This is a genomic window from Pseudomonas sp. Sample_21 (assembly GCF_004307525.1).
In the GTDB taxonomy this organism is placed as follows: Bacteria; Pseudomonadota; Gammaproteobacteria; order Pseudomonadales; family Pseudomonadaceae; genus Aquipseudomonas; species Aquipseudomonas atacamensis.
In genome coordinates, this window is the sequence record NZ_RCNZ01000082.1 from 57,880 (window position 1) to 81,209 (window position 23,330).

At 60.6% G+C, this 23,330-nt stretch carries 24 protein-coding genes and 1 tRNA gene; 18 read left to right on the plus strand and 7 right to left on the minus strand.

What is annotated here, in order from left to right; translation table 11 throughout:
- Positions 1–231 precede the first annotated feature (231 nt).
- The 6 genes from pstS to D8U71_RS15085 all read left to right on the plus strand — a co-directional run bounded on the left by pstS (position 232) and on the right by D8U71_RS15085 (position 5,484).
- On the plus strand, positions 232–1,263 hold the full coding sequence (gene pstS / locus D8U71_RS15060; RefSeq protein WP_051600442.1) for a phosphate ABC transporter substrate-binding protein PstS: 1,032 nt from the start codon (positions 232–234) through the stop codon (positions 1,261–1,263).
- A gap of 74 nt (positions 1,264–1,337) precedes the next feature.
- Positions 1,338–2,303 (plus strand): phosphate ABC transporter permease subunit PstC, encoded by a 966-nt coding sequence (pstC, locus tag D8U71_RS15065; protein WP_024012838.1) that lies wholly within the window; start codon positions 1,338–1,340, stop codon positions 2,301–2,303.
- Positions 2,303–3,214: a phosphate ABC transporter permease PstA gene (gene pstA, locus D8U71_RS15070; RefSeq protein ID WP_016774590.1), complete on the plus strand. Its 912-nt coding sequence runs from the start codon at positions 2,303–2,305 to the stop codon at positions 3,212–3,214. Before pstC ends, pstA begins: the two co-directional genes overlap by 1 nt.
- Before the next feature lie 75 nt (positions 3,215–3,289).
- Positions 3,290–4,051 carry a phosphate ABC transporter ATP-binding protein PstB gene (gene pstB, locus D8U71_RS15075; RefSeq protein ID WP_016774591.1) on the plus strand — a complete coding sequence of 254 codons (762 nt, stop codon included), beginning with the start codon at positions 3,290–3,292 and terminating at the stop codon, positions 4,049–4,051.
- Between the two features lie 93 nt (positions 4,052–4,144).
- The gene (locus D8U71_RS15080) at positions 4,145–4,843 is read left to right on the plus strand and encodes a hypothetical protein (protein WP_076563142.1); all 699 of its coding nucleotides are present in this window, start codon (positions 4,145–4,147) and stop codon (positions 4,841–4,843) included.
- On the plus strand, positions 4,843–5,484 hold the full coding sequence (locus tag D8U71_RS15085; RefSeq protein ID WP_241664230.1) for a hypothetical protein: 642 nt from the start codon (positions 4,843–4,845) through the stop codon (positions 5,482–5,484). The genes D8U71_RS15080 and D8U71_RS15085 overlap by 1 nt, the downstream gene beginning before the upstream one ends.
- 138 nt (positions 5,485–5,622) lie before the next feature.
- Here D8U71_RS15085 and D8U71_RS15090 read toward each other — a convergent pair.
- Positions 5,623–5,710 (minus strand) — tRNA-Ser (locus tag D8U71_RS15090).
- Positions 5,711–5,833: 123 nt separating this feature from the next.
- On the opposite strand from D8U71_RS15090, the gene D8U71_RS15095 reads away from it, so the two are divergent.
- Positions 5,834–6,505 carry a Bax inhibitor-1/YccA family protein gene (locus D8U71_RS15095; protein ID WP_008006561.1) on the plus strand — a complete coding sequence of 224 codons (672 nt, stop codon included), beginning with the start codon at positions 5,834–5,836 and terminating at the stop codon, positions 6,503–6,505.
- Between the two features lie 65 nt (positions 6,506–6,570).
- Here D8U71_RS15095 and D8U71_RS15100 read toward each other — a convergent pair whose 3' ends face one another.
- Together D8U71_RS15100 and D8U71_RS15105 are read right to left on the minus strand one after the other, a co-directional pair.
- On the minus strand, positions 6,571–6,900 hold the full coding sequence (locus D8U71_RS15100; protein WP_122610438.1) for a YceK/YidQ family lipoprotein: 330 nt from the start codon (positions 6,898–6,900) through the stop codon (positions 6,571–6,573).
- A gap of 58 nt (positions 6,901–6,958) precedes the next feature.
- Positions 6,959–7,396, minus strand: a complete 438-nt coding sequence (locus tag D8U71_RS15105; RefSeq protein WP_056785725.1) for an Lrp/AsnC family transcriptional regulator — start codon at positions 7,394–7,396, stop codon at positions 6,959–6,961.
- 147 nt (positions 7,397–7,543) lie between these two features.
- Here D8U71_RS15105 and D8U71_RS15110 point away from each other — a divergent pair, with 147 nt between their 5' ends.
- Positions 7,544–8,437: a DMT family transporter gene (locus D8U71_RS15110; protein WP_130888108.1), complete on the plus strand. Its 894-nt coding sequence runs from the start codon at positions 7,544–7,546 to the stop codon at positions 8,435–8,437.
- Between the two features lie 3 nt (positions 8,438–8,440).
- Here D8U71_RS15110 and D8U71_RS15115 read toward each other — a convergent pair whose 3' ends face one another.
- The 4 genes from D8U71_RS15115 to D8U71_RS15130 form a co-directional block, all read right to left on the minus strand.
- Positions 8,441–9,481 carry an FUSC family protein gene (locus D8U71_RS15115; protein ID WP_038861649.1) on the minus strand — a complete coding sequence of 347 codons (1,041 nt, stop codon included), beginning with the start codon at positions 9,479–9,481 and terminating at the stop codon, positions 8,441–8,443.
- 57 nt (positions 9,482–9,538) lie between these two features.
- Entirely contained in the window at positions 9,539–10,498 is a 960-nt protein-coding gene (locus tag D8U71_RS15120) for an HlyD family secretion protein (protein ID WP_016774598.1), read from the minus strand.
- A gap of 2 nt (positions 10,499–10,500) precedes the next feature.
- Positions 10,501–10,857, minus strand: coding sequence for a DUF3302 domain-containing protein (locus D8U71_RS15125; protein ID WP_016774599.1), 357 nt, complete (start codon positions 10,855–10,857; stop codon positions 10,501–10,503).
- 104 nt (positions 10,858–10,961) lie between these two features.
- Entirely contained in the window at positions 10,962–12,587 is a 1,626-nt protein-coding gene (locus tag D8U71_RS15130; protein WP_016774600.1) for an NADP-dependent glyceraldehyde-3-phosphate dehydrogenase, read from the minus strand.
- Positions 12,588–12,963: 376 nt separating this feature from the next.
- Between D8U71_RS15130 and D8U71_RS15140 the strand changes: the two genes are divergently transcribed.
- From D8U71_RS15140 to D8U71_RS15185, 10 genes are all read left to right on the plus strand, one after another.
- Positions 12,964–13,575, plus strand: coding sequence for a transposase (locus tag D8U71_RS15140; RefSeq protein WP_130888110.1), 612 nt, complete (start codon positions 12,964–12,966; stop codon positions 13,573–13,575).
- Between the two features lie 54 nt (positions 13,576–13,629).
- On the plus strand, positions 13,630–15,228 hold the full coding sequence (locus D8U71_RS15145) for a ShlB/FhaC/HecB family hemolysin secretion/activation protein (protein WP_130888111.1): 1,599 nt from the start codon (positions 13,630–13,632) through the stop codon (positions 15,226–15,228).
- A 12-nt stretch (positions 15,229–15,240) separates the two neighbouring features.
- Positions 15,241–17,040, plus strand: a complete 1,800-nt coding sequence (locus D8U71_RS15150) for a MotA/TolQ/ExbB proton channel family protein (RefSeq protein ID WP_130888112.1) — start codon at positions 15,241–15,243, stop codon at positions 17,038–17,040.
- 11 nt (positions 17,041–17,051) lie between these two features.
- A complete protein-coding gene (locus D8U71_RS15155; RefSeq protein WP_003201710.1) occupies positions 17,052–17,477 on the plus strand; it encodes a biopolymer transporter ExbD in 426 nt (141 codons plus the stop codon).
- A 3-nt stretch (positions 17,478–17,480) separates the two neighbouring features.
- Positions 17,481–18,185 (plus strand): energy transducer TonB, encoded by a 705-nt coding sequence (locus D8U71_RS15160; protein WP_130888113.1) that lies wholly within the window; start codon positions 17,481–17,483, stop codon positions 18,183–18,185.
- A gap of 39 nt (positions 18,186–18,224) precedes the next feature.
- A complete protein-coding gene (locus D8U71_RS15165; RefSeq protein WP_024012852.1) occupies positions 18,225–19,922 on the plus strand; it encodes a putative porin in 1,698 nt (565 codons plus the stop codon).
- Positions 19,923–19,939: 17 nt separating this feature from the next.
- Positions 19,940–20,569, plus strand: coding sequence for a DNA repair protein (locus D8U71_RS15170; RefSeq protein ID WP_110599522.1), 630 nt, complete (start codon positions 19,940–19,942; stop codon positions 20,567–20,569).
- Between the two features lie 17 nt (positions 20,570–20,586).
- Positions 20,587–21,057: a YbjN domain-containing protein gene (locus tag D8U71_RS15175; protein WP_130888114.1), complete on the plus strand. Its 471-nt coding sequence runs from the start codon at positions 20,587–20,589 to the stop codon at positions 21,055–21,057.
- Positions 21,054–22,001, plus strand: a complete 948-nt coding sequence (locus D8U71_RS15180) for a peptidylprolyl isomerase (RefSeq protein WP_130888115.1) — start codon at positions 21,054–21,056, stop codon at positions 21,999–22,001. The genes D8U71_RS15175 and D8U71_RS15180 overlap by 4 nt, the downstream gene beginning before the upstream one ends.
- 167 nt (positions 22,002–22,168) lie before the next feature.
- The gene (locus tag D8U71_RS15185; protein WP_130888116.1) at positions 22,169–23,146 is read left to right on the plus strand and encodes a LysR family transcriptional regulator; all 978 of its coding nucleotides are present in this window, start codon (positions 22,169–22,171) and stop codon (positions 23,144–23,146) included.
- Positions 23,147–23,330: the final 184 nt, after the last annotated feature.

Consider the following 23,330-nt stretch of genomic DNA (forward strand, 5'->3'; position numbering starts at 1 on the left):
GCTGGGGAAAAGTAGCGTTTTTGCAATGTGAACCTGGCACGTGACTGCTCGGGATCAGGGGGTAGTGACAAGCCCGGCACAGGAAGATTCGATTTTTCGAAACCCGGAAGCCGATTACCTCCATATGCGCTGCTGCGGACCGTGAGGGTAACGGCTTGCCACTTTGCTTTCATGAAATCGTCACAAAACTGCTGCAGAGTTCGGGAGCCCGTAATCACTAGGTGTCATTTAATGAAAAGTTTGATGAAGTCTGCTGCGCTCGCCATTGCGGTATCTCTTTGTGCCACCTCGGCCTCCTTTGCAGCAGAAAATGTTCGCCTGACGGGGTCCGGAGCAAGTTTCCCGGCGCCGATCTATCTGACCTGGTTCAAGGATTTCAGCAAGAAATCCGATGGCGTCACTGTCGATTACCAATCCAAAGGCAGTGGCGCGGGCGTACAGGACTTCTTGAACAAAACCGTGGATTTCGCTGCCAGTGACTCGGCAATGAAGGACGAAGATATCGCCAAGGTCGCCGAAGGCGTGCAGTTGCTGCCAATGACCGCCGGGGAAATCGTGCTGGCCTATAACCTGCCGGGCAATCCCAAGGGCCTGAAGCTGCCACGCGACGTCTATTCCAACATTTTCCTGGGCAAGATCACGCGCTGGAACGATCCGCAGATCGTCGCAGCCAACCCGGATCTGAAACTCTCCGATACGCCGATCACCGTTGTCGTGCGTGCAGATTCCAGCGGTACGACCGCGGTATTCACCAAGCACCTGGCAACCGTCAACGCCGAGTTCAAGCAGGCGTTGGGTGAGGGCAACACCGTCAACTGGCCGGCCAGTGACAAGTTCATCAAGTCGCCGAAAAACGATGGCGTAACCGCTACCGTACGCCAGACCCCTGGTGCGATTGGTTACATCGAATATGGCTTCGCCAAGCTGGCCAAGGTCGACTTTGCCCAGTTGCAGAACAAGGCTGGCAATTACGTAGTACCAAATGCCGAAAGCGGTGCCGAGGCCCTGGCGGCGGTGAAGATGCCGGAAAACCTGGTGGCCTGGCTGCCTGATCCGGACGGTGCCAAGTCCTACCCGATCACCTCTTATACGTGGATGATTTTCCGCAAGGATAATGGCAACCCGGCCAAGGCCAAGGCCATGCGTGAAATGGTCGAATACAGCCTGACCGAGGGGCAGAAGATTGCCGATTCGATGGGTTACATCCCGTTGCCGCAATCGGTCGTCGAACAGGTTCGCAAAGCGTCCGCCAACATTCAGTAACGCCGTGAGGTCTCTCTCGGCGTGTACGTCTGCGCCACGCCGGGAGAGTTTTCCCCCTGTTCCGGACTTAGCCCATGAACAAACCTTTTGTCGTACCGGTTAATCCCGACTCTGCCTGCCAGCCACCCTCGACGAAGGATTTTCTGGTTGATCGCACCTTCCGCGCGCTCGCACGCATCGGTGTGGTACTGATTCTGGCGCTGGTATTTGCACTTGTGTTCGAAGTCGGACGCAAGGCACTTCCCGGTATGGAGAAGCACGGCTTCGATGTGCTTCTGGGCAGCGTGTGGGACGTCAACCAAGGCAAATACGGCATCCTGCCGGCCATCTGGGGCACGCTTTACAGCGCCTTCATCGCGTTGCTGATCGCCGGTGTTTTTGGCGTGAGCATGGCGATTTTCCTGACCCAGGATTTCCTGCCGACCAAGCTCGCTGCGCTGTTTCGCACCATCGTCGAACTGCTCGCGGCCATTCCCAGCGTGGTCTATGGCCTGTGGGGGATCTATGTGGTGATCCCGGCGATTCGGCCGCTGACGACCTGGTTGAACAGCGAGCTGGGCTGGATACCTTTTTTCGGCACGTCCCTGAGCGGTCCGGGCCTGCTGCCCGCAGCGCTGGTGCTCGCGATCATGATTCTGCCGACCATTGCCGCCGTGTCGCAGGACGCGCTGACGGCTGTGCCGATGAAAACCAAGCAGGCCGCGTACGGCATGGGCACTACCCATTGGGAAGCGATTCTCAAAGTGATGGTGCCTTCGGCCGCCACCGGCATTTTCGGCTCGCTGGTGCTGGGCCTGGGGCGCGCGCTGGGTGAAACGATGGCGCTGGCCATGCTGGTCGGCAATGCCAACAACATTTCCCTCTCGCTGTTTGCACCGGCCAACACGCTTGCCGCTTTGCTGGCGCTGAACTTCCCCGAAGCCGGGCCGAACGAGATCGAGGTGTTGATGTATGCCGCGCTCGTACTGATGTTGATTACGCTGATCGTCAACATTTTCGGCTCGATGATCATGATGTACGCCCAACGGGGTAACAAGTGATGACTGATCTGACCGCAGCAACAGACCTGACGGCGCCAACCGGTGCGATGCCCAGTTTGCAACGCAGGTTCGAAGGCCGCGCGCTGCGCAGCCTGATCCTGACCACCCTGGTCTGGGCAGGTGCTTTGCTCGCCAGCGTGCCGCTGATTTCCGTGCTCTACATGCTGATCACCCGCGGTGGCGCGCGTCTGAACCTGGAAGTCTTCACCGAACTGCCGCCGACCGGCTTCGAGATGGGCGGCGGTTTCGGCAATGCGATGGCGGGTACCTTTGTGATGGTCGGTATCGCGGCAGCGATCGCGGTGCCGGTCGGGATCATGGCGGCCATCTTCCTGGCTGAACTGGGGCCGGACAGCAAGCTGGGGAACGCCGCGCGTTTTGCCGCCAAGATGCTTACGGGCCTGCCATCAATCCTGGCAGGTGTATTTGCCTACGCCTTGGTAGTGATGACCACCGGCACGTATTCGGCACCGGCAGGTGGCGTGGCGCTCGCCGTCCTGATGCTGCCTATCGTGGTGCTGACCGCCGAAGAATCGATGCGGATGGTGCCCAAGATCATGAAAGATGCTGCATATGGCATGGGCTGCACCCGCTCGCAGGTCATCTGGAAAATCATCTTGCCGACCGGCATGCCGGCGATCCTGACTGGCGTGATGCTCGCCGTGGCGCGTGCCGCAGGCGAGACGGCACCGTTGTTGTTTACCGCGCTGTTCAGCAACTACTGGATCTACCACCAGGGCAATCTCGATGTCATGAATCCGACTGCCTCATTGGCGGTGCTGATCTACAACTTCTCCGGCATGCCTTTCGATAACCAGCTCGAGCTCGCATGGGCGGCCTCGTTGGTGCTGGTGATGATCGTGCTGTTCGTGAACATCATCAGCCGGATTTTCGGCAAGCCCAAGTATTAAGAACGGGAGCATCTGATTTTGAACGTATCCACTGCGCAAATTGCCGCTCCGTTTGTCACCCAGGCGCCTGTAGTCATGGACTGCAAACTGGACAAGATTTTCTACGGCAACTTCATGGCAGTACGTGACAGCCACGTGCCCATCGAGAAAAACAAGATCACCGGATTCATCGGTCCCTCAGGCTGCGGCAAAAGTACCGTGCTGCGCAGCCTCAACCGGATGAACGATCTGGTGAAGGGCTTTCGTTTCGAGGGCCATGTGCATTTCCTCGGGCAGGACGTCTACGGCAAGGGCGTCGATCCGGTGGTCGTGCGCCGCTACATCGGCATGGTGTTTCAACAGCCTAACCCGTTCTCGATGAGCATCTTCGACAACGTCGCGTTTGGTCTTCGCCTCAACCGCTACAAGGGCGATATCGGCGACCGCGTCAAGCATGCGCTGCAAGGCGCCGCGCTGTGGGACGAAGTCAAGGACAAGCTCAAGGTCAGCGGCCTGTCGCTCTCCGGTGGCCAGCAGCAACGCCTGTGTATCGCCCGGGCGATCGCCACTGAGCCGGAAGTCCTGCTGCTGGATGAGCCTTGTTCGGCACTGGACCCGATCGCCACTAGGCGCGTCGAAGAATTGATGGTCGAGTTGAAGAAGGACTACACCATCGCACTGGTGACCCACAACATGCAGCAAGCCATCCGTGTTGCTGACACCACGGCGTTTTTCTCGGTGGATATTTCCCAGGGCACACGCACCGGTTATCTGGTCGAGATGGGCCCGACCGCGCAGATCTTCGACAACCCGCGTGAACAGATGACCGGCGATTACATCAGCGGCAAATTCAGCTGAGCCTTGCCACCGGTCAAGGCCGCCTACCTGCACAAGCCAAATGGATTTGGCGGGCATCGGTGGACATTTACCAAGCGTTTCCAAGGAGCTCCAATGCCTGCCACGCATCGCCTTGATTTGCCTGCGATTGAACGCGCACTGCGGAAAGTGCAGAGCCGTTTCGCCGAGCTCAGCCGCCACTTCACCGAGCCTCGGGACCCGTTCACTGACGAAGTTCTGCACAATGTGCTTGAAGGCTATGCGTTGGTTGACGAATATGTTGCCCGCGGCGTCGACCTGTTCGATCTGCAGCAACTGAACCTGATGCTGGAGATCAATGCCACGGTGCTTTGTGGCCGGGATCCGGCGCGCCGGCTGGAATACGCCCAGCATCTGGCAGCCACCGAGGCGCATTTCTTCAACAACGTCGAGGGCGGCATCAAGGACTTGTACAACTGGTATTGCGCGTATCGCAGTGAGTCAGTCTGGAAGCGTGCAGCGGGGGTCTATGTGCGCATTCTGAGCAAGCCGCAGCTGTTTATCGAAGGCAACAACCGCAGTGGCTCGCTCATTGTCAGCTACCTGCTCATGCGCGCGGGGCTGCCTCCATTCGTGTTGACCCTGGAAAACGCCGAGGGCTACTTCAACCCGTCTTCGGTCATCCGCAACTCCGCCAAGCATGGCGTCAAGGCGTTGTACGAATTGCCCAAGATCAAGAAAAAATATGCAGCATTCCTGGAAGAACAGGCGCCCGATCCAATGAAGTTCTTTCTCAAAGGCAAGCCTTTGCCTCTTTCTCAGGGTGGCCATTGATGAACTGGGCACCAGCATTTGCCAGATTGAAAACCTTCGGCGGCCGGGCAGGGCAGGCTATCCGCTGCGCTTTGCCGCAGTTGTTCGAACGTCAGCGTATACGGATTTCGTTCGATATCGATGACACGCTCGCCTGCCAGCTTCATCACTGCGCAGTCGAGAACAGTCGACTACCGGCCTGTATTCATCGTTGGCTGGGTGAACCGTTGCGAATGGGCACACGATCGCTGATCCGAGAGCTGCGTCGCCAGGATTGCAGTGTCTGGGTCTACACCTCATCCGGGCGCACGCCGTCCTATATCAGGCGCTGGTTGGCGCTGTACGGTATCCGCATCGACGGCGTGGTCAACAGCGTGCTGCACAACCGTGCGCTGACGGCGCACGGGATGTCGAATGCGCCTTCGAAGTATCCGCCAGCGTTCGATATCGACTTGCATGTCGATGATTCGGAGGGCGTGCAGATTGAAGGCAAGGATCATGGCTTCCGGGTGGTCGTGGTGCATCCCGAGGATGATCGCTGGGCGCAGAAAGTGCTCGATTCGGTGGCCAAGGTCCAGGCGCAGCTCGCCTGGCAGCAAATGCTCAGACCTCAGGCGCCGGTGCAACAGCGTGCGGAGGCTGTCTTTGAGTCGCTTGGCTGAGGGAGTACGCACTGGCTATCTGGACAGCAGCGCCTCAGGTATACGAGGCACTGCTTTGAAATGACTCAATAGATGCGCAAAACATGTCTCGCAGAAACGACAAAGCCCTGAATAATCAGGGCTTTGTCGTACTTAAGATGGCGGAGGCGATGGGATTCGAACTCATGGACCTGTTACAGTCGACGGTTTTCAAGACCGTTGCCTTAAACCACTCGGCCACACCTCCGTTTGCGTTGCGGGCGCCATAATACCTGAATGAAACACACTGTCAAACTCTCTGCATGGCTTGTTACAGAGCGTCTGTTATGATCTTTGCGACTGAACGTTTCAAACCAACAGGAGTGTCGCCATGCGCGAACAGGATTACGCAGTTAATAACAGCGTGCAGGCTGAGCAGCTAGAGGTTAGCCGCGTCCTGCGCAACACTTATGGTCTCTTGGCCCTGACCCTCGCATTCAGCGGCGTGATGGCCTTCGTAGCCCAGCAGATGCGTGTCGGCTACCCGAACATTTTCGTGGTGCTGATCGGCTTCTACGGGCTGTTCTTCCTCACCAACAAACTCCGTGATTCCGCGTGGGGCCTGGTTTCCGCCTTCGCGTTGACCGGTTTCATGGGTTTCCTGCTCGGCCCGATCCTCAATCGTTACCTGGGCATGCAGGGCGGCGCTGAAGTGGTCAGCTCGGCTTTCGCCATGACTGCACTGGTGTTCGGTGGTCTGTCGGCCTACGTGCTGATCACCCGCAAGGACATGAGCTTCCTCGGTGGCTTCATCACCGCCGGTTTCTTTGTCCTGCTGGGCGCTACACTGGCGAGCTTCTTCTTCCAGATCAGCGGCCTGCAACTGGCGATCAGCGCCGGCTTCGTGTTGTTCTCGTCGGTCTGCATTCTGTTCCAGACGAGCGCGATCATCCACGGCGGCGAGCGCAACTACATCATGGCGACCATCAGCCTGTATGTATCGATCTACAACCTGTTCGTCAGCCTGCTGCAACTGTTCGGCATCATGAGCCGCGACGACTGATCGTAATGGCTGCAATAAAAAACCCGCTTCGGCGGGTTTTTTATCGTCTGGAGAAAAGTGTCTGCTCAGTTGATCACGATGCTGCCGTCCACTTGCTGACGGTAGATCGTGTAGGGCAGCAGCAAGGTGTCCAGCGCGCCGGAGACCACGGCGTCCACCAGCACCACCGGAATTGCCGCGTTGCGGTGATCATCGGGGTCGATGCCTGAGGCCAGCGGAGCGTTCAGCGTGCAGAAGTCATAAGCGAGGCCGCTGTAGATTCTCGGTACCGCGCCGCAATAGCTTTTCTGCTGCTTGAGCCCGTCAATGGCAGCCTGGTCGTCGCGCGCCACCGTCTGAATCGTGCCACAGCCGCCGAGCAGCATGCCGGCCAGCAGTATTGCCTGAATTTTCATAGCGCCATTCCTTAGCCGCGAAAAACCCCAATCTACCCTGATCATTGGTAAAAGACACCTACGCCATCGGTGGCAGGCGCCGCTTGACCGGGGTCTTCTTGACGATCGCGGTGTTGGTTTCGGCCAACGTATTCAGTCGGTCGAGCAGGGTATCGAGCTGTTCCATCGAGCGCACGTGCAGGCGGGCGATAAAGCAGTCGTCACCGGTGACCTTGTCGCACTCGGTGAACTCCGGTATCGACATGATCTGCCGCTCAACCTCCTGCAGTTGCCCTGGCAGCGGCCGTACGCGAACGATCGCCTGCAACTGATAGCCGAAGCATTTCGGATCGATCTCCACCGTGTAGCCCTTGAGCACGCCGCGCTCTTCCAGACGCCGCAACCGCTCGGCCACGCTGGGCGATGACAGGCCACTGATCTGCGCCAGCGCTTTGAGCGAGCGCCGCGAGTCTTCCATCAGCGCGCTGATGAGGATCTGATCGATATCGTCAGTCACATTCAAACTCCGGATTAGGCGAAGGGCGCAAATCACCCTCGATAAAAAAGGCAAAAAGCGAGTTTAGCCTGCTTTATGCGCTGGAGCAGCTCAAGGTGCGCTTGGCATACTTTTGCCATGCTTTAGACACAACCTCAGGAGAAGATGATGGACAACGCAATCCGCCGCGGTTCGCTGGAAATGACCGCCGCCATGCTGATATCCGGGACGATCGGCTGGTTTGTGCTGGTGTCCGGGCAACCGGTGCTCGACGTGGTGTTCTGGCGCTGCGTGTTCGGCGCCGGCACCTTGCTGTTGGTCTGCGCCGCGTTCGGCTTCCTGCGTCCGGGAATGCTGACCCGTACAACGTTTCTGCTGGCGGTGCTCAGTGGAATGGCGATTGTCGGCAACTGGGTGCTGCTGTTCGCATCCTATTCCCGCGCCTCGATTGCCATCGGCACCGCAGTCTATAACGTGCAGCCATTCATGCTGGTCGGTCTGGCGGCACTGTTTCTCGGCGAGAAAATTACCCTGCAGAAGCTGTTCTGGCTGGCGATTTCGTTCATGGGCATGCTGGCGATCGTCAGCGCCCATGGCACGCAAGGCGAGGAGGGTAACGATTACCTGATGGGAATTGCCCTGGCGTTGGGCGCGGCGTTTCTGTATGCGATCGCTGCACTGATCATCAAGCGCCTGACCGGCACGCCGCCACATCTGATCGCGCTGATTCAAGTCTGCACCGGGGTGTTGTTGCTCGCGCCGTTCGCGCATTTCGATGCGTTGCCGCAAGGCGTCGATGCCTGGGCGAGTCTGCTGACTCTCGGGATCGTGCACACCGGTCTGATGTACGTTTTGCTGTACGGCGCGATTCAAAAATTGCCGACGGCATTGACCGGCGCGCTGTCCTTTATCTATCCGATCGCGGCAATTTTCGTTGACTGGTTCGCCTTCGGCCATCGCCTCGAATTGCTGCAGTGGTTCGGCGTGGCGGCGATCCTGCTGGCCGCCGCCGGCATGCAACAAGGTTGGGGCTGGAAAGCCCGGCGGCTGGCGGCGCAATAAGGATCAGATGTTCCAGCGCGGTGCGGTCGCTGCCAGGCGCTGGCGCATCTCGCTGATATTGGCAGCGAGTTGTCGGGTCAGCATCCGGTAGCCGTCGAGCGTGTTGGCAACTGGCGCGTCGAGGTCCGCTGCTGGCAGCTCCATCGGTCGCTCCAGCCGTTGCGAGGCCCCGGTTTTCAACGCGCGAGCCATGCCGATCAGTTGCACGCGAATCTGCCGGTGCTCAGCCTTCAGTGCCGTTTGCAGATGTGCCGTGGCCTGCGGGTCACTTGCGTTGGGGCGGATATTGCCGAGGATCTCCAGCGTGCTGATGCACATGCGCAGGTTGCGCTGAATCGCGTCGAGCTCGGTCATGGAAATTTTCACTTCCTTGGACACCGACGGCATTAGCGAGCGCAACTGCACCATCACCGCACCCACCTTGCTCATCAGCCGCACATGCTCGTCGGCGCTGACCGCTTCACCGTTGATGATGCGCCCGTACACCGTGGCGCAATCGCGCAAGGCATCGGCGAGGTTGTAACGCCACGAGTAGACCGCGTACAGCGGCAGGGCGAAGGAAAACGCCAGGGCGAGGGCGATGCCGATCAGGATGTCGACGCCGCGCCACAGACCATCGGTGATCGGGTTGTCGCCATGCCCGGCGACGATGAACACCGTGATCGCCGAGAGCAGGGCGGTGTAGCCGCCCTTGCCAATCGCGTGATAAGAGAAAAACCCACAGACCACGGCCATGGAAAAATAGGTCAGCCACGGCATGCCCAGCCAGGCGTGCTGCGCCACCAAGGCCAATCCGACCCCTGCACCGATCAAGGTGCCGATGGCGCGCTCGGCGGCTTTTTTGCCGATGTTGCCGTGGTGCTGCAAACCGCCGATCACTACCAGCATGGTCACCGATGCCCATTCGCCGTGGGGCAGATTGATGCCAGTAGTCAGCAGAATCGTCGCCAGCAACCCCAACGCCACCCGCACGGAATGGATCAGGCGGGCGTGACGGTAGCGCCGATACGGGTCCAGCAACGGACGCAGGATACGGCGCAACAGCGGTGGCAGGCGGTGGGTGCTGTAAGTAGTCAGTGCGAACCTCGTGAGTCAGTCAAATCAATGGAAGGGGAAAATGTAATTCATCCAGGCGGACATGCGCAGCAGGATTTTGCGCATCGCGCCGATGTGATGAAAGTGCTGACTGTAAAGCGCCGCTTGCCCGTAGGCGCCGCCCGGCATGAGCGCGCTGTATTCGGCGAACGCCGGGTCAGTGATTTCAATGATCACCGGCACCCGTCCGGCCGGTGGTGAGCCGGTGTAGCTGATCAGCGTGCCGGAAGGTTGCACCTGGCCCTCGGCGATCACCCCGATCACGCTTTTCACTCGCCCCGCGAAGACTTTGCCGGGTATGCCATCGAAGGCGACTTCGGCCTCGTCGCCCACGGTCAGACGCAGCAGGCTGTTCTGACGCATCCAAGCGGCGAAGTACTGACCTTCCTGCGGAATAAACACCATTGACGGGCGCAGCGGCAGCTTGCTCGCCATCATTCCCGGTCGCAGGGAAACGTGGGTGACGAAGCCTTTGCTCGGCGCTCGAACCACAGTGTTGTCCAGTTCAAATTGAGCGTTGTCCAGTTGCGCCTGCAGATCGTCGGTGCGGGCGATGGCCGCGTCCAGTTCACGCTGGGTGCCGAAGTTGCGGCGTATCAGTTCGGTGATGCGGTAGCGGTCGCCCTTGGCTGCAACCAGTTGCGCCTTGAGCGATTTCAAGCGGTTCTGGAAAGGCGTGGGATCGATGCGGAACAGCACGTCGCCTTTTTCCAGGGGTTCGTTGCCCTTAACCGGCACGTCGATCACCTGGCCACTGATGATCGGAATGACCGGGACCGAGACAAAGTAGGAGCGCGCCACCTCGGAATAGGGATGGTTGTAGTTCATGGTGAAAATCAGCGCGCCGATGATCAGCACGCCACCCAGGACAGCGGTGGGCACCGTCCATTTGTTCAGCGGAATGCGGAAGATCTTGAAGATGGCGACGCAGAGTGCGGCGTACGTGAGGATGAGCAACAGATCCATGCTCAGATCCCCCGGCTGTCAGATTGAGGCGCAACCGGCGACTGCGCTTCGAGCCGCTCGATCCGGGCTTGCAGCTCGACGACCTGCTGCTCCAGTTGATTGACGTGGTTCTGAATGGGTTTGCCATCGCCGAAACCCCAACCGCGATCCTCGCGATAAGCCATCGCCCAAATCCACAGAAACGGCCAGAGTGCATGCAAGGTGAACAGACTGACCCAGCCCGTGGCATGGATCGCGTCCTGGTGCGGGTGGTTGCGATGAACGGCGATTTCGTACGGAATGTCATGCAGCACGATGATCCCGTAAAACAGCACGAGACCGACAAAAACCAACAGACCCAATGCGAAGTAATCGAGCATGGTCAGCCTCCCGGGCATCCAGCAATGCTGGGCTGAGTGTAGTCACTGAATCGCCCGGGGGGGCTGACGGATCGGCAGGATCGTTCAATCCTGCCGATCATCCGTCAAAAGATGTAATCGGTGGTCAGGAAACTCGAATCACGCCCGCGAATGATCTCGCTGATCAGGTCCTTGTTGCTCTCCTGGAATTTGGTCGCCACCAGCGTCCGAATCGAAAACACTCGCAATGCATCGTGAACCGAGAGCGTGCCTTCGGCGGAGTTTTTGCGACCGTTGAACGGGTAAGTGTCCGGGCCGCGCTGGCACTGGGCGTTGAGGTTGATCCGCCCGACCTGGTTAGCGAAAGTGTCGACCAGCCGGCCGACCGCCACCGGGTTGGTGCCGAAGATGCTCAACTGCTGGCCGAAGTCGGATTCCAGTACGTAGTCGATCACGGTATCGAGGTGGCGGTACGGCACGATGGGCACGACCGGGCCGAACTGTTCTTCCTGATACACGCGCATTTGCGGATTCACCGGATAGAGCACTGCCGGGTAGAAGAACGAGGCATGGGACTCGCCACCATTCGGGTTGACCACCTGGGCGCCTTTGCTTTGCGCATCCGCGACCAGACCATGCAGATAATCGACCTTGCCCGACTCCGGCAACGGCGTCAGCGCCACGCCGCTGTCCCAGGGCATGCCCGGTTTGAGCGTGGCCAGTCTGGCGTTGAATTTCTCGATGAAGCTGTCGACCACGTCTTCATGCACGAAGAGGATTTTCAGTGCGGTGCAGCGCTGACCGTTGAACGACAGCGAACCGGTGACCGCTTCGCTGACGGCGTTGTCGAGATCGACTTCGGGCAAAACGATGCCCGGGTTCTTGGCGTCCAGACCCAGAGCCGCGCGCAAGCGGTGTGGTTTCGGGTGCAGCTTTTTCAGGTCACTGGCAGCCTTGTTGGTGCCGATGAAGGCAAAGATGTCGATCTTGCCGCTGGCCATCAAAGCGCTGACGGTCTCGCGGCCGCTGCCGTAGATGACGTTGATCACGCCGCTCGGGAAGCTGTCGCGGAAGGCTTCGAGCAACGGGCGAATCAGCAGCACGCCGAGCTTGGCCGGTTTGAACACCACGGTGTTGCCCATGATCAGTGCCGGAATCAGCGTGGTGAAGGTTTCGTTCAGCGGATAGTTGTAAGGCCCCATGCACAAGGCGACGCCGAGCGGCACGCGGCGAATCTGACCGAGGGTGTCCTGCTCCAGCTCAAAGCGGCTGGAACGGCGGTCGAGTTCTTTCAGGGCATTGATGGTGTCGACGATGTAATCGCAGGTGCGGTCGAACTCTTTTTCCGAGTCCTTGAGGTTCTTGCCGATCTCCCACATCAGCAGCTTGACCACGGCCTCGCGCTGCTCGCGCATGCGGCCGAGGAATGCTTCGACGTGCTGGATGCGCTCGGCCACGCGCATGGTCGGCCACAGACCCTGACCTCGGTCGTAAGCGCGAACGGCAGCGTCGAGGGCGGTGAGCGCGGTGTCGGCATCCAGCAGCGGGGTGCTGCCGAGGATCACCTGTTCTTCGCCGTTTTCGCTTTTCAGATAAACCGGACTGCGCACCTGCGCGAGCGGGCCGTCCCAGCGGCGCAATTGGCCATCGACCAGGTATTCGCGCTGCTCGACCTGAGCGTCGAGGCGATATTTTTCCGGGATGTCGCTGACCGAAGGGAACAGGTTGCCAAGGATGTTTGCTGTGGTCATGTCACTACCCTGTGTTGAAGTCGGCGTACCGATTGAAAGTCTTGTGAAGGTTATACGCCTGAACGGGCCGGGATTTAACCCCGTGAATGTCACGCGAATGTCACGCAACGGTGCAACCACAGTCCACCCTGTGGGAGCGAGCCTGCTCGCGAAGGCGGCGGCACATCCAACATCCTCATGTCCTGACACAGCGCTTTCGCGAGCAGGCTCGCTCCCACGGTCGATCTTTTAAATCAGTCAGTCTGTCTTCGGTAATGAAGCTTTTATGACAAAAGTTCGGTAGCCCTTTGCCAGTCCGGTCATGCCTGTGTAACGCGCTTGAGGAGCCTTTCGGGGCGCACTTTGCGAGTCGGGGCGGGACGCCGGGAGTGAGGCAATGGGGACTATGGAACGCTATTCGAAAGTGGGCATGCAGGAGCTCGATCAACGCCTGTCGAAGATCGTCGAAGCGGCGCGCAAGAAGCCGGTTTCGGTGTATCGCTACGGCGCGCCGTGGGTCTGGATCGTCTCGCAGGAGGACTGGCAGGGCGCTCTGAAAGAAGTGTCCAGCTACATTCCGCCGGGCCATTCGCTGGTGTTGCTGCGCCCGCAGATCGACGATCTGCTCGACGCCCACCAGGACCTGCTGCACGACCTCAACGCCGCACCCGGCATGCTCATTCCCGCGCAGACGGTGATGCACATCCTGCTCCTGCAATTGCTGTATTCGGTGCCCAGCGAACAGCAGCTCTATGAACAGCTGAACTACAACCTGCTGTTCCGCTGGTTTGTCGGCCTTGGCCTGAACCAGAAAGTCTGGAGTTTCACCGCCCTCAGCCGTGACATCGCCACGCTGCTCAACGAGCCGCGCGCGGTGCTGCTGATTCAGAAAGTCATCGGCGAAGTGTTCTGCGGTGCCTTGCTGCAAATGCCCGAGTTCTCGCTGAACTTTGCGCTGTTGCACACCTGGCTGGGCAAGCACGCCTGCGCCACAACGATCAGCAATTGACGCAGCACACCGGGCGCTAACGCCCACAGGTCATCGCGAATTTCAGGGGGTAATGTGGAACGGATTTTCACGTCACGGCTGGCGCTGTGGGGCTGGCTGCTGGTGACGGCTGGCGCGCAGCCGGCGCTGGCCGAGGAGGGCACAGAAGCGCCCGCCGCGCAGCGGCTGGTCGACGTCAACGAATACTTCGTGCGCGGCAATACCGTGCTCGATGCGCGGGCGATCGAAGAAGCGGTGTACCCGTTTCTCGGCCCGCAGAAAGCCTTGAGCGACATCGAAGGCGCCCGCGATGCGTTGCAGAAGGCCTATCAGGAGCGCGGCTATCAATCGGTGTTTGTTGAGCTGCCCGAGCAGGCCGTGGCCGATGGCATCGTCTATCTGCAAGTCAGCGAAACCAAGGTCGGCCGGGTGCGCGTGGTCGGCGCCAAACACTATTCGCCGCTGGACATTCGCGACAACGTACCGGCGCTGAAAGAAGGCGAGGTGCCGGACTTTGCCAAGGTCCAGGGCGAACTCGCGCAGCTCAACAAGACCCCCGGTCGCCAGGTCATGCCGCTGGTGCGCGAGGGTCAACGCCCCGGCACCATGGATGTCGACTTGCAGGTCGAAGACCAGAACCCGTGGACTGCCAGCGTCGGCCTCAATAACGACTACAGCGCCGACACCGAAAAGCTGCGCAGCGTCACCAGTCTCGGTTACAACAACCTCTGGCAGCTCGGCCACAGCGTCAACCTGACGTTCTTCACCGCGCCGCAGGAAACCGACAACGCCAAGGTCTGGTCCGGGTCCTACACCGCGCCGCTGAGCGAGCGCTGGAGCGTGCAGTTCTCCGGTTACCAGTCCGACAGCAACGTCGCCACCATCGGCGGCAGCAACGTGCTCGGCAAGGGTCATTCTTACGGCGTCGCGGCGATTTACACGCTTCCCTCGAGCGGTAACTGGTCGAACTCGCTGTCGGCCGGCATCGACTTCAAGGACTTCGACGAGCGCCTGAGCCTGTCCGGCGAAAGCGACAAGGTACCGCTGAAATACGCGCCGTTCACCTTCGCCTACAACGGCTTTCGCTTCAGCGAAAAGAGCCAGCTCGGCCTCGGCCTGAGTCTGGTTGCCGCCACCCGCAGCGTGTTCGGCTACGGCAGCGACGACGAAGACTTCGACTACAAACGTTATCGCGCCAAACCGAGTTTCGCCGTGCTCAAGGGCGACACCAACTACACCTGGACCTTCGACAGCGACTGGCAGAGCGCAAGTAAAGCCGCATTCCAACTCGCCTCGGGGCCGCTGGTTTCCAACGAACAATTCTCCGCCGGTGGCGCCACCTCCGTGCGCGGCTATCTCGCGGCTGAACGTACCGCCGATGACGGCTATTTGCTCAGCCAGGAATTGCGCACACCGTCGCTGGCGAAATTCGCCGGCACGTGGATGCAGGACTGGCGCTTCTATGCCTTCGCCGAAGGCGCGCAGTTGTACTTGCGCGACGAACTGCCGGATCAGGACGCCAATTACGCCCTGGCCAGCGTCGGCCTCGGCACCCGCGCCAGCCTCAGTAAATGGCTGTCCGGCAGCCTCGACTGGGGCTACCCGCTACTCGAAGGGCCGAACACCTCAAAGCAGGAATCGCGCCTGCACTTCAACCTTCAAGCCACTTTCTAACGGAGCACGTCCATGCAACGCCTCTTCCTTTCGTTGTTGATCTGCCTGGGCTTCGTGCTCCCGGCCACGGCTCAGGCCTGGTGGCAGGACGACTGGCATTACCGCAAACAGATCGCCGTCGACACCACGCCACAAGGCGCGGCGATCAATCAGGCCCTCGGCCGCACCGCGCTGCTGGTGCGCCTGCACACCGGCAACTTCACCTTCGACGGCGTGAAAGAGGACGGCTCCGATCTGCGCTTCGTCGCGGCGGATGACAAAACCGTGCTCAACCACCAGATCGAAAGTTTCGATGCGCTGATGGGGATGGCGCTGATCTGGGTCGATGTGCCGAATGTCGAGGGTGGTCAGCGTCAGGACATCTGGATGTATTACGGCAACCAGAAAGCCCCGGCTACCGGCAACGGGCAACTCACTTTCGATCCGAATTACACCGCGCTGTATCACTTCGACGGTGCCACCGGCACCCCGGCGAAAGACACCACGGCGTACGGCAACACCGCGCAAAGCGCGACCGGCACAGCGATCGATGGCGTCGTCGGGCGCGCCTTGCAGTTCAGCGGCCAGCCGTTGTTGCTGCCAGCCAGTCCGTCGCTGCAACACAACGCCGGCAGCGCGTTCACCTTCAGTGCCTGGCTGCGTCCGGATCAGGCGAGTGGCGAGCAAGTGATACTGGCGCGTCGCGAAGGCACGCAAAGTCTGCTGATTGGCGTCAGCCAAGGCCTGCCGTTCGTAGAGATCGACGGCCAGCGCGCCGCTGCCACCCAAGCGCTGGCGCCGGGGCAATGGCAACACCTCGCACTGACCGCCGAGGGCTCGAAAGTCACCCTGTACATCAACGGTCGCGAAAGTGCTGCGTTGGCCCAGGCGATGCCGGCGTTCAACTCGGTCATGGCCATCGGCGCCGATCTGCAGGAAGGCGCGTTCCAGCCATTCGCTGGCGCTATTGATGAACTGCGCCTGTCGAAAGTCGCCCGACCTGCTGCGCTGCTGCTGGCCGATGCCACCTCGCAAGGCGCCGAGTCGAAACTGGTCGCTTACGGCGTCGATGAAGAGCAGTCCGGCTTCGGTTTCGGCAGCCTTGGCTTCTTGCTCAACGCGGTGCCGATCGACGCCTGGGTGATTATCGCCGTGCTGGTGCTGATGATGTTCCAGTCGTGGATCATCATGTTGCGCAAGAACCGCAGCCTCAGCCGCGTCACTGCGGCCAACGAAGATTTCCGCGTGCAATTCGCCAAGGTCGGCACGCGTCTGGAGATGTTCGCCGACGACGCGCAACTGGCTCAACGTCTGCAGCATTCGTCGCTGTGGCGCCTCTATCTGGTGGCGGTCAAAGAGATCCGCACCCGCCGCGAGCAGGGCGCCGATACCTCGTCGGTTTCCGCCGCGACCATCGAAGCCATTCGCTGCTCGATGGACGGCGTGCGCACCCGCGAGAACCAGCAACTGAGTTCGAAACTCTCGACCCTGTCCAACGCTATCGCCGGCGGGCCATATATCGGCCTGCTAGGCACGGTGCTGGGGATCATGGTGGTGTTCCTCGGTACGGCGATGGCCGGCGACGTCAACATCAACGCCATCGCTCCCGGTATGGCCGCCGCGCTGTTGGCCACGGCGATGGGCCTGTTCGTCGCGATCCCCGCGCTGTTTGGCTACAACCGCCTGATCACCCGCAACAAGGAAGTCAGCGCCGACATGCGCGTGTTCGTCGACGAGTTCATCACTCGTCTGGCAGAGATGCATGGCGAGAGCCAGTTCAGTGAGGCGTCGCACCAGCGCGGCCATCACGCCAACCACTCCGTACCGGCCTGAGGAGCACTGCCATGGCGTCCGTAAATGCCTCTCATGACGATGATGACGATGCCGCCGTCGACAGCATCAACATCACCCCACTGGTCGACGTGCTGATGGTGGTGCTGGTGATGTTCATCCTCACCGCCACCGCGCAGGTCTCCGGGATCCAGATCAACCTGCCCAAGGCCAGCGCGTCGGTGTCGCTGTCGGAAGCCAAGACCAAGGCGATCTCGGTCAACGACGGCGGCCAGGTGTTCCTCGATGCCTATCCGGTCACTTTGGCCGAGCTGGAAGAGCGCCTGCGCATCGAGAAAGCGCAAAGCCCGGATTTCCCGGTGATCGTGCGTGGCGATGCGACGGTGCAGTACCAGAAAGTCATCGAAGTGCTCGACCTGCTGCGCCGGCTCGAACTGTCCCAGGTCGGTCTCGTTACCGGCAAACCGAGTCAGGGCTGAGTCATGACCGCACAACTCCCGATCGAACCGCCGCCCGTGAAAAAGTCGCCGTTGCGCTATGTGAAGTGGGGCGCCGGACTGCTGGTCGCCGCGCTCGCCGCGTGGTTCCTCTGGCAGTGGGCCAACGACATGGCCGGCGTGCGCCGCGAAGCGCCGAAAGTGCCGACGATCATTCCGTTGCCGCCACCGCCACCACCGCCGCCGGAGAAACCGCCAGAGCCGGAAACGCCGGTGGAAGAAAAAGTCGTCGAGCCCGAGCCAACGCCGGAGCCGGAAGAGGTCAAGCCTGTAGAAGAGGCGCCGCCATCGCCGGCGGACGATCTGGCCAATCCGATGCAAATGGACGGCGACGCGCAGGCCGGCAGGGACGCTTTCAACATCGGCGCGGGCAAGGGCGGCGGCATGGCTGGCGCGGGTGGTGGGCGGTTGGGTACGGGCACGTACAGCCAGTTTCTCGCGTTCACCTTCCAGCGTTTGCTGCGTGAGAACCCTGAGCTGCGCAACCTCGCGTTCTCGCTGCAGGCCGATGTCTGGCTGAGCAGCGTCGGCGAGATCACCCGTGTCGAGCTGATCAAGTCCAGCGGCAACCCGCAAATCGATACCCAGGTGCTGGCCGCTTTACGCGGTGCGCCAGCCCTCAGCGAACGGCCTCCGGCCTCCATCACTTTGCCCGTGCGCTTGTCCCTGCAAGGGCGGCGTCCGGGTTAATTCACTTATTCAAGCTTCGGCAAAAGGAGTTGTGTGCAGATGATTTCCAACGTGAATCGATTGTCCCTGGCGGTCGGCATGGTCATTGCGACCCTGGTCGGTCAGGCCGTGGCAGCGCCTGCGCCGTCGGAGAACGCCACGATCAATCTGATCCGCTTGCTGGTCGAGCAGGGCATTCTCAAACAGGACAAGGCCGACGCGCTGATCGCCCAGGCGCAGAACGAAGCGGCGCAGGCGAAACAGGCTGCCGCGTCCACCGCAGTCGCGGCCGGACCGGTCGCCGCGCCGGGCGATGTCCGTGTGCAGTACGTGCCGGCAGCGGTGCGCGACCAGATCCGCGATCAGGTCAAAGCTGAGGTCATGGCCACCGCCAAACAGGAAAACTGGGCCGCGCCGAATACCTTCCCGGACTGGGCCTCGCGCATCAGCTTCGACGGCGACATTCGTCTGCGTGACGAATCGCGGTACTACTCGGGCAACAACAGCAACGAAATCGTCGACTTCGCCAAGCTCAACAACAACGGCCCGTACGACGTGAATCCCAACAGCAGCACCAGCCTGCCACCGTTGCTCAACACCCGCGAAGACCGCGAAAACCTCTTTCGCCTGCGCGCACGCCTGGGCATGAAAGCGGTGATTTCGGAGGAATGGACCGCCGGCATTCGCATCGGTACCGGTTCGGACAACAACCCGGTATCGACCACGCAGAACCTCGGCGGCGGCTTTGCCAAGAAGGACATCTGGCTCGATCAGGGCTACCTGACCTGGAAGCCAATGGACGAATTGACCCTGACCGGCGGGCGCTTCGCCAACCCGTTCATGTCCACCGACATGCTCTATTCCAACGACCTGAATTTCGATGGTGTGGCGGCGATTTTCGATCACAAGCTCAACCGCGATTGGGGCGTGTTCGGCACCGTCGGCGCATTCCCGGTGGATTACACCAACGACACCTCCAGCAGTAACGGTTTCGACAAGGAAGAGAGCGACAACAAGTGGCTTTACGGCGCGCAGCTCGGCGCGAAATGGGCGATCAACAGCAACAACCGCCTCAAAGGCGCGCTGGCCTATTACCGTTTCGACGACATTCAAGGCCAGCGCTCCAGCCCCTGCGAACCGTGGGCCGGCGCGCCAGGCTGCGACAGCGACGGCACCCGCGCGGCGTTCATGCAGAAGGGCAACAGCGTGTTTCTGTTGCGTGACATCACGCCGAACCCGCTCAACCCGAGCGCCACGCCGCAGCCGCAATTCGTCGGCCTCGCGTCCGAGTTCAACCTGCTCGATCTCAACGTGGTCTGGGATGCCGACCTGCCGCAGGACTTCAAACTGCGCAGCCAGGGCAACTACATCCACAACCTCAGCTACGACGAAGGCGACATGCGCAAGCGTTCCGCCGGGCAGATCGTCAACAACCTCGACAGCAACGGCGAGATCGAAAGCGGCGCCAATGCATGGATGGTGCAGTTCACCCTCGGCAACGCACTGGACCTCAAACGCAAGGGCGACTGGAACCTGTTCGCCGGCTACAAGTACATCCAGCCGGACGCCTTGCCGGACGGCTTCAACGACTCGTCGTTCCACCTCGGCGGCACCAACGCCAAGGGCTATTTCATGGGCGGCAACTACGGCCTAGCGAAGAACGTTTCCGCCACGGGTCGCTGGATGAGCACCGAAGCGGTGTACGGCGCGCCGTTCGACATCGACGTCTTGCAGCTTGAGATCAACACGCGCTTCTAAGGCGCCGGGAGAGCTTTATGAACACGCGTTTTCTCGCGCTGGGCCTGGGTTTGTTGATTGCCACCGGGGCGAACGGCGAAGGCATGGAAGAGCGCTTGCGCACGCAATTGCGCAGCACCACCCAGCAATTGCAGGCCCTGCAAAGCCAACAGGCCCAGGCCAGCGCCGCACAACTGGCGGCGCAGAACGAAGCCAAGGCAGCGCAAGCGCAGATCAAGCAGCTGACTGCCGAACTGGCCAAAGCCAAAGGCCTCGCCGAGCAACTGGCCGGGCAGCAGCAGAGCCTGCACAGCCAGGCGCAGGCGCAAGTCGCGGCCAGTGCCGAGCAGACTGGCAAGTTCAAGAAAGCCTACGACGAGTTGCTCGTCCTCGCTCGTGGCAAAGAAGCCGAACGCACGAAGCTGCAAGCGCAACTGGCGGAACGTGACACACAAGTGCAGCAATGTTCAGCCAAGAATCAGCAAATGTACGGCGTCGCCAAACAGATCCTCACGGCCTACGAAAACATCGACGTCGCTGAGGTGATGAAAATCCGCCAGCCCTTCGCCGGCAGCGCCCGGGTCAAGTTCGATGAGCTGGCGCAAGGCTTTGGCGACGAGCTGTACAAAACCCAATTCGACGCGCCGCAAGCCGCGATCGCTCACTGATAACAAGGAAGAAAGTCATGACTCAATTGATCACCCACGTTTCCCCGCAATCGCTGACCGACGTCCTCCAGGCCGCTGGTTATCGCGTCAACCAGAGTGAACAGAACGGCATCGTCCAGTTGCTCAGCGCCAGTCAGGGCATCGGCTACGCCGTGCGGTTCGGCAACCCGGCGCTGGAGCAGGGCGGGTTCGTTGATTTCACTTTCAGCTGTGCGCTGCGCGTGCAGGGTGAGTTGCCTGAGGGAGTCGCAGAGCAGTGGAATGCTACTCGACGTTTTGCACGGTTGTCGTTGCAGGGTGAGTTTCTGGTCATGGAGATGGACGTGGTCGTGGCTGCAGGCGTGAGCAACGAGCACCTGCGCGGCAATCTGGAGTTGTGGGATCGCCTGTTGCAGGAATTCATCGTGTACCTGCGCGATTTCAGCCAGACCGCTGCTTCGCACACCGCCAAATCCGCTGTCGCCGAACAAGAGGAAGTTGCACTGTGAAAAAGCCTGCCATGGTGATCGGCGCCGGAGCAGTGGCGCTGTTGGTGATGGCCGTGGCGCTGGTGATGCGACCGGGCAGTGACCCGGTCGCCGCTCAGCAGCCTTCGCCGGTGATGCCGGTTGCAGTCGGGCCAGCGGTGGCGCGGTTGGGCAATCAGCAGGTTTCGCCAGAGGAATTGCAGGCGCTGCTGGCCACTGTCCCGGCGCAAACCCGCGAACAGCTGCGCGGCAACCGTGAGGCGCTGGAGCGCTGGATTCGTGCGCGACTGGCCGAAAAAGCGGTTCTGGAACAGGCCGATGCGCAGGGTTGGGCGCAGCGGCCGGACGTCGCCCGGCAAACCCGTGCGGCGACTGAGCAGATCGTGTTTCGTGATTATTTGCGCTCGGTGAGTCAGGTGCCGGCGGAGTATCCGAGCGCGGTTGAGTTGCAGCAGGCGTACGACGCGGGGAAGGCCAATTGGCAGACGCCGGCGTTGTATCGGGTCAGTCAGATTTTCCTTGCTGTCAGTGATTCCGCTTCGTTGGAAACCGTGCGCAAACAAGCCGCTGAATTGAGCAAGAAGGCGCAATCAGCACCGGCTGATTTTGCGGCGCTCGCTACGCAATATTCGCAGGATCGAGTGACGGCAGAGCGGGGCGGTGATACCGGCCTGCAACCGTTGCAACAGCTGGTGCCGGAAGTGCGTGGCGCCGTGGCGCGGCTCAAGGTAGGCGCGGTTTCCGATCCCGTGCAGAGCGCCGCCGGATTTCACGTGATCAAACTCACCGAACAACAACCGGCCCGCACCGCGACGCTGGAGGAACTGCGCGACCAACTGACCCAGGCCCTGCGTGCGCAACGTCAGGAACAGATCGCCCAGGCTTATCTGGACGGCATGCTCAACACTGCCACCCTGAGCATCGACGGCGCTGAACTGAACAAAGTCCTCGAGGAAAAACACTGACGTCAGCCAGAACACCATTCACCCCAGTGGGAGCGAGCCTGCTCGCGAATGCGGCGGGTCAGTCAGCGAAGATGTTGAATGTGCTAACGCTTTCGCGAGCAGGCTCGCCCCCACAATGAGATCCGGTGTATTCAGAGCAACCACATTAGATCGACAGGGAGTCATCAATGTCATTCACCGAACCCGCAGGACGCCCGGGCACCGCTGATTACCAAACGCCCCAAACCAGACCCGAACCCTGGCTCCAGGCCGCGACCATCGACAGCGAAGTCGCCCAATATTTCCTCGTCAGCGCCCGCTGCGGCTGCTTTATGCAAGCCGCGCGCAGCCTCAACGTGCGCTCGACGCTGCTGCGCAAACAACTCGCGCAACTCGAACAGCAACTGCAACACAGCCTGTTCAGCTTCCAGGGCAGCGCTCTCAGCCTGACCCGCGAAGGCCAACAGTTGCAGGCCCGACTCAGCACCCTGGCCCACCAACGCAAACTCCCGGTTATCGAACAACCGCTGATCCGCCTCGCCATCGCCGAATCCATCCTCCACGACATCCTCGGCCGCGACCTCATCGCATTGCTGCGGCGCAACGCCAGCCTGCGTCTGGAAATTATTGCTCTGGATAGCGAACTGGCCTTGCGTGCGGTCAGCGCCGACATTGTCCTCTGGCTGGCGCCCAGCGATGCTTCAAACCCTGGTCCCACCTTCGCCACAAGCGCACCGCAACACCTCGCGCGAATTGAATATCTGCCGCACATCGCCAAGCGCTATTCGCGGGTGACAGCGCGACCGGAAACGCCGGATGATCTGGCGGACTTCATGCTGGTGCAGTGGCAGCATGATCGACAGATTCAGAGTTTTCGCCCGTGGAATGAATTGGTCGAGCAGCGCTTGGCTGGCGTAGTGCAGATGCAATCTTATGAATTGATGCTGGAGATGATCCGGTGCAGCGCCTGCATTGGCTTGCTGCCGGCATACATGAGCCGCTTCGACCGTGGCCTCATCGCACTGCCCGGATTATTCGCCGAGGCGATGCAGCTCCATGCTTGGCTCGCCGTCAACACCGACTCGCAAAACTCCCCCGAAATCCAGGCCCTCACCGACCTCATCCAGCAAACCTTCAACGAACGCCACGAATGGTTCCAGCCTTGACCCGCCCCCGTGTAAGAGTGAGCCTGCTCGCGAAAGCAATCCGCCAGTCGAAGCCACAGTGACTGACAAACCGCTTTCGCGAGCAGGCTCGCTCCCACAGGAATCTTCATTGCTTACGCGTTGATCGTCCCCACGCTCCGCGTGGGAATGCAGCCCGGGACGCTCTGCGTCCCCCCAGAGCTGG

Excerpts from the sequence above, each read along its gene's own strand:
- pstS (WP_051600442.1), top strand. The coding sequence starts at position 232 with ATGAAAAGTTTGATGAAGTCTGCTGCGCTCGCCATTGCGGTATCTCTT.
- pstC (WP_024012838.1), top strand. The coding sequence starts at position 1,338 with ATGAACAAACCTTTTGTCGTACCGGTTAATCCCGACTCTGCCTGCCAG.
- pstA (WP_016774590.1), top strand. The coding sequence starts at position 2,303 with ATGACTGATCTGACCGCAGCAACAGACCTGACGGCGCCAACCGGTGCG.
- pstB (WP_016774591.1), top strand. The coding sequence starts at position 3,290 with ATGGACTGCAAACTGGACAAGATTTTCTACGGCAACTTCATGGCAGTA.
- D8U71_RS15080 (WP_076563142.1), top strand. The coding sequence starts at position 4,145 with ATGCCTGCCACGCATCGCCTTGATTTGCCTGCGATTGAACGCGCACTG.
- D8U71_RS15085 (WP_241664230.1), top strand. The coding sequence starts at position 4,843 with ATGAACTGGGCACCAGCATTTGCCAGATTGAAAACCTTCGGCGGCCGG.
- D8U71_RS15095 (WP_008006561.1), top strand. The coding sequence starts at position 5,834 with ATGCGCGAACAGGATTACGCAGTTAATAACAGCGTGCAGGCTGAGCAG.
- D8U71_RS15100 (WP_122610438.1), bottom strand. The coding sequence starts at position 6,900 with ATGAAAATTCAGGCAATACTGCTGGCCGGCATGCTGCTCGGCGGCTGT.
- D8U71_RS15110 (WP_130888108.1), top strand. The coding sequence starts at position 7,544 with ATGGACAACGCAATCCGCCGCGGTTCGCTGGAAATGACCGCCGCCATG.
- D8U71_RS15120 (WP_016774598.1), bottom strand. The coding sequence starts at position 10,498 with ATGGATCTGTTGCTCATCCTCACGTACGCCGCACTCTGCGTCGCCATC.
- D8U71_RS15125 (WP_016774599.1), bottom strand. The coding sequence starts at position 10,857 with ATGCTCGATTACTTCGCATTGGGTCTGTTGGTTTTTGTCGGTCTCGTG.
- D8U71_RS15130 (WP_016774600.1), bottom strand. The coding sequence starts at position 12,587 with ATGACCACAGCAAACATCCTTGGCAACCTGTTCCCTTCGGTCAGCGAC.
- D8U71_RS15140 (WP_130888110.1), top strand. The coding sequence starts at position 12,964 with ATGGGGACTATGGAACGCTATTCGAAAGTGGGCATGCAGGAGCTCGAT.
- D8U71_RS15150 (WP_130888112.1), top strand. The coding sequence starts at position 15,241 with ATGCAACGCCTCTTCCTTTCGTTGTTGATCTGCCTGGGCTTCGTGCTC.
- D8U71_RS15155 (WP_003201710.1), top strand. The coding sequence starts at position 17,052 with ATGGCGTCCGTAAATGCCTCTCATGACGATGATGACGATGCCGCCGTC.
- D8U71_RS15160 (WP_130888113.1), top strand. The coding sequence starts at position 17,481 with ATGACCGCACAACTCCCGATCGAACCGCCGCCCGTGAAAAAGTCGCCG.
- D8U71_RS15165 (WP_024012852.1), top strand. The coding sequence starts at position 18,225 with ATGATTTCCAACGTGAATCGATTGTCCCTGGCGGTCGGCATGGTCATT.
- D8U71_RS15170 (WP_110599522.1), top strand. The coding sequence starts at position 19,940 with ATGAACACGCGTTTTCTCGCGCTGGGCCTGGGTTTGTTGATTGCCACC.
- D8U71_RS15175 (WP_130888114.1), top strand. The coding sequence starts at position 20,587 with ATGACTCAATTGATCACCCACGTTTCCCCGCAATCGCTGACCGACGTC.
- D8U71_RS15185 (WP_130888116.1), top strand. The coding sequence starts at position 22,169 with ATGTCATTCACCGAACCCGCAGGACGCCCGGGCACCGCTGATTACCAA.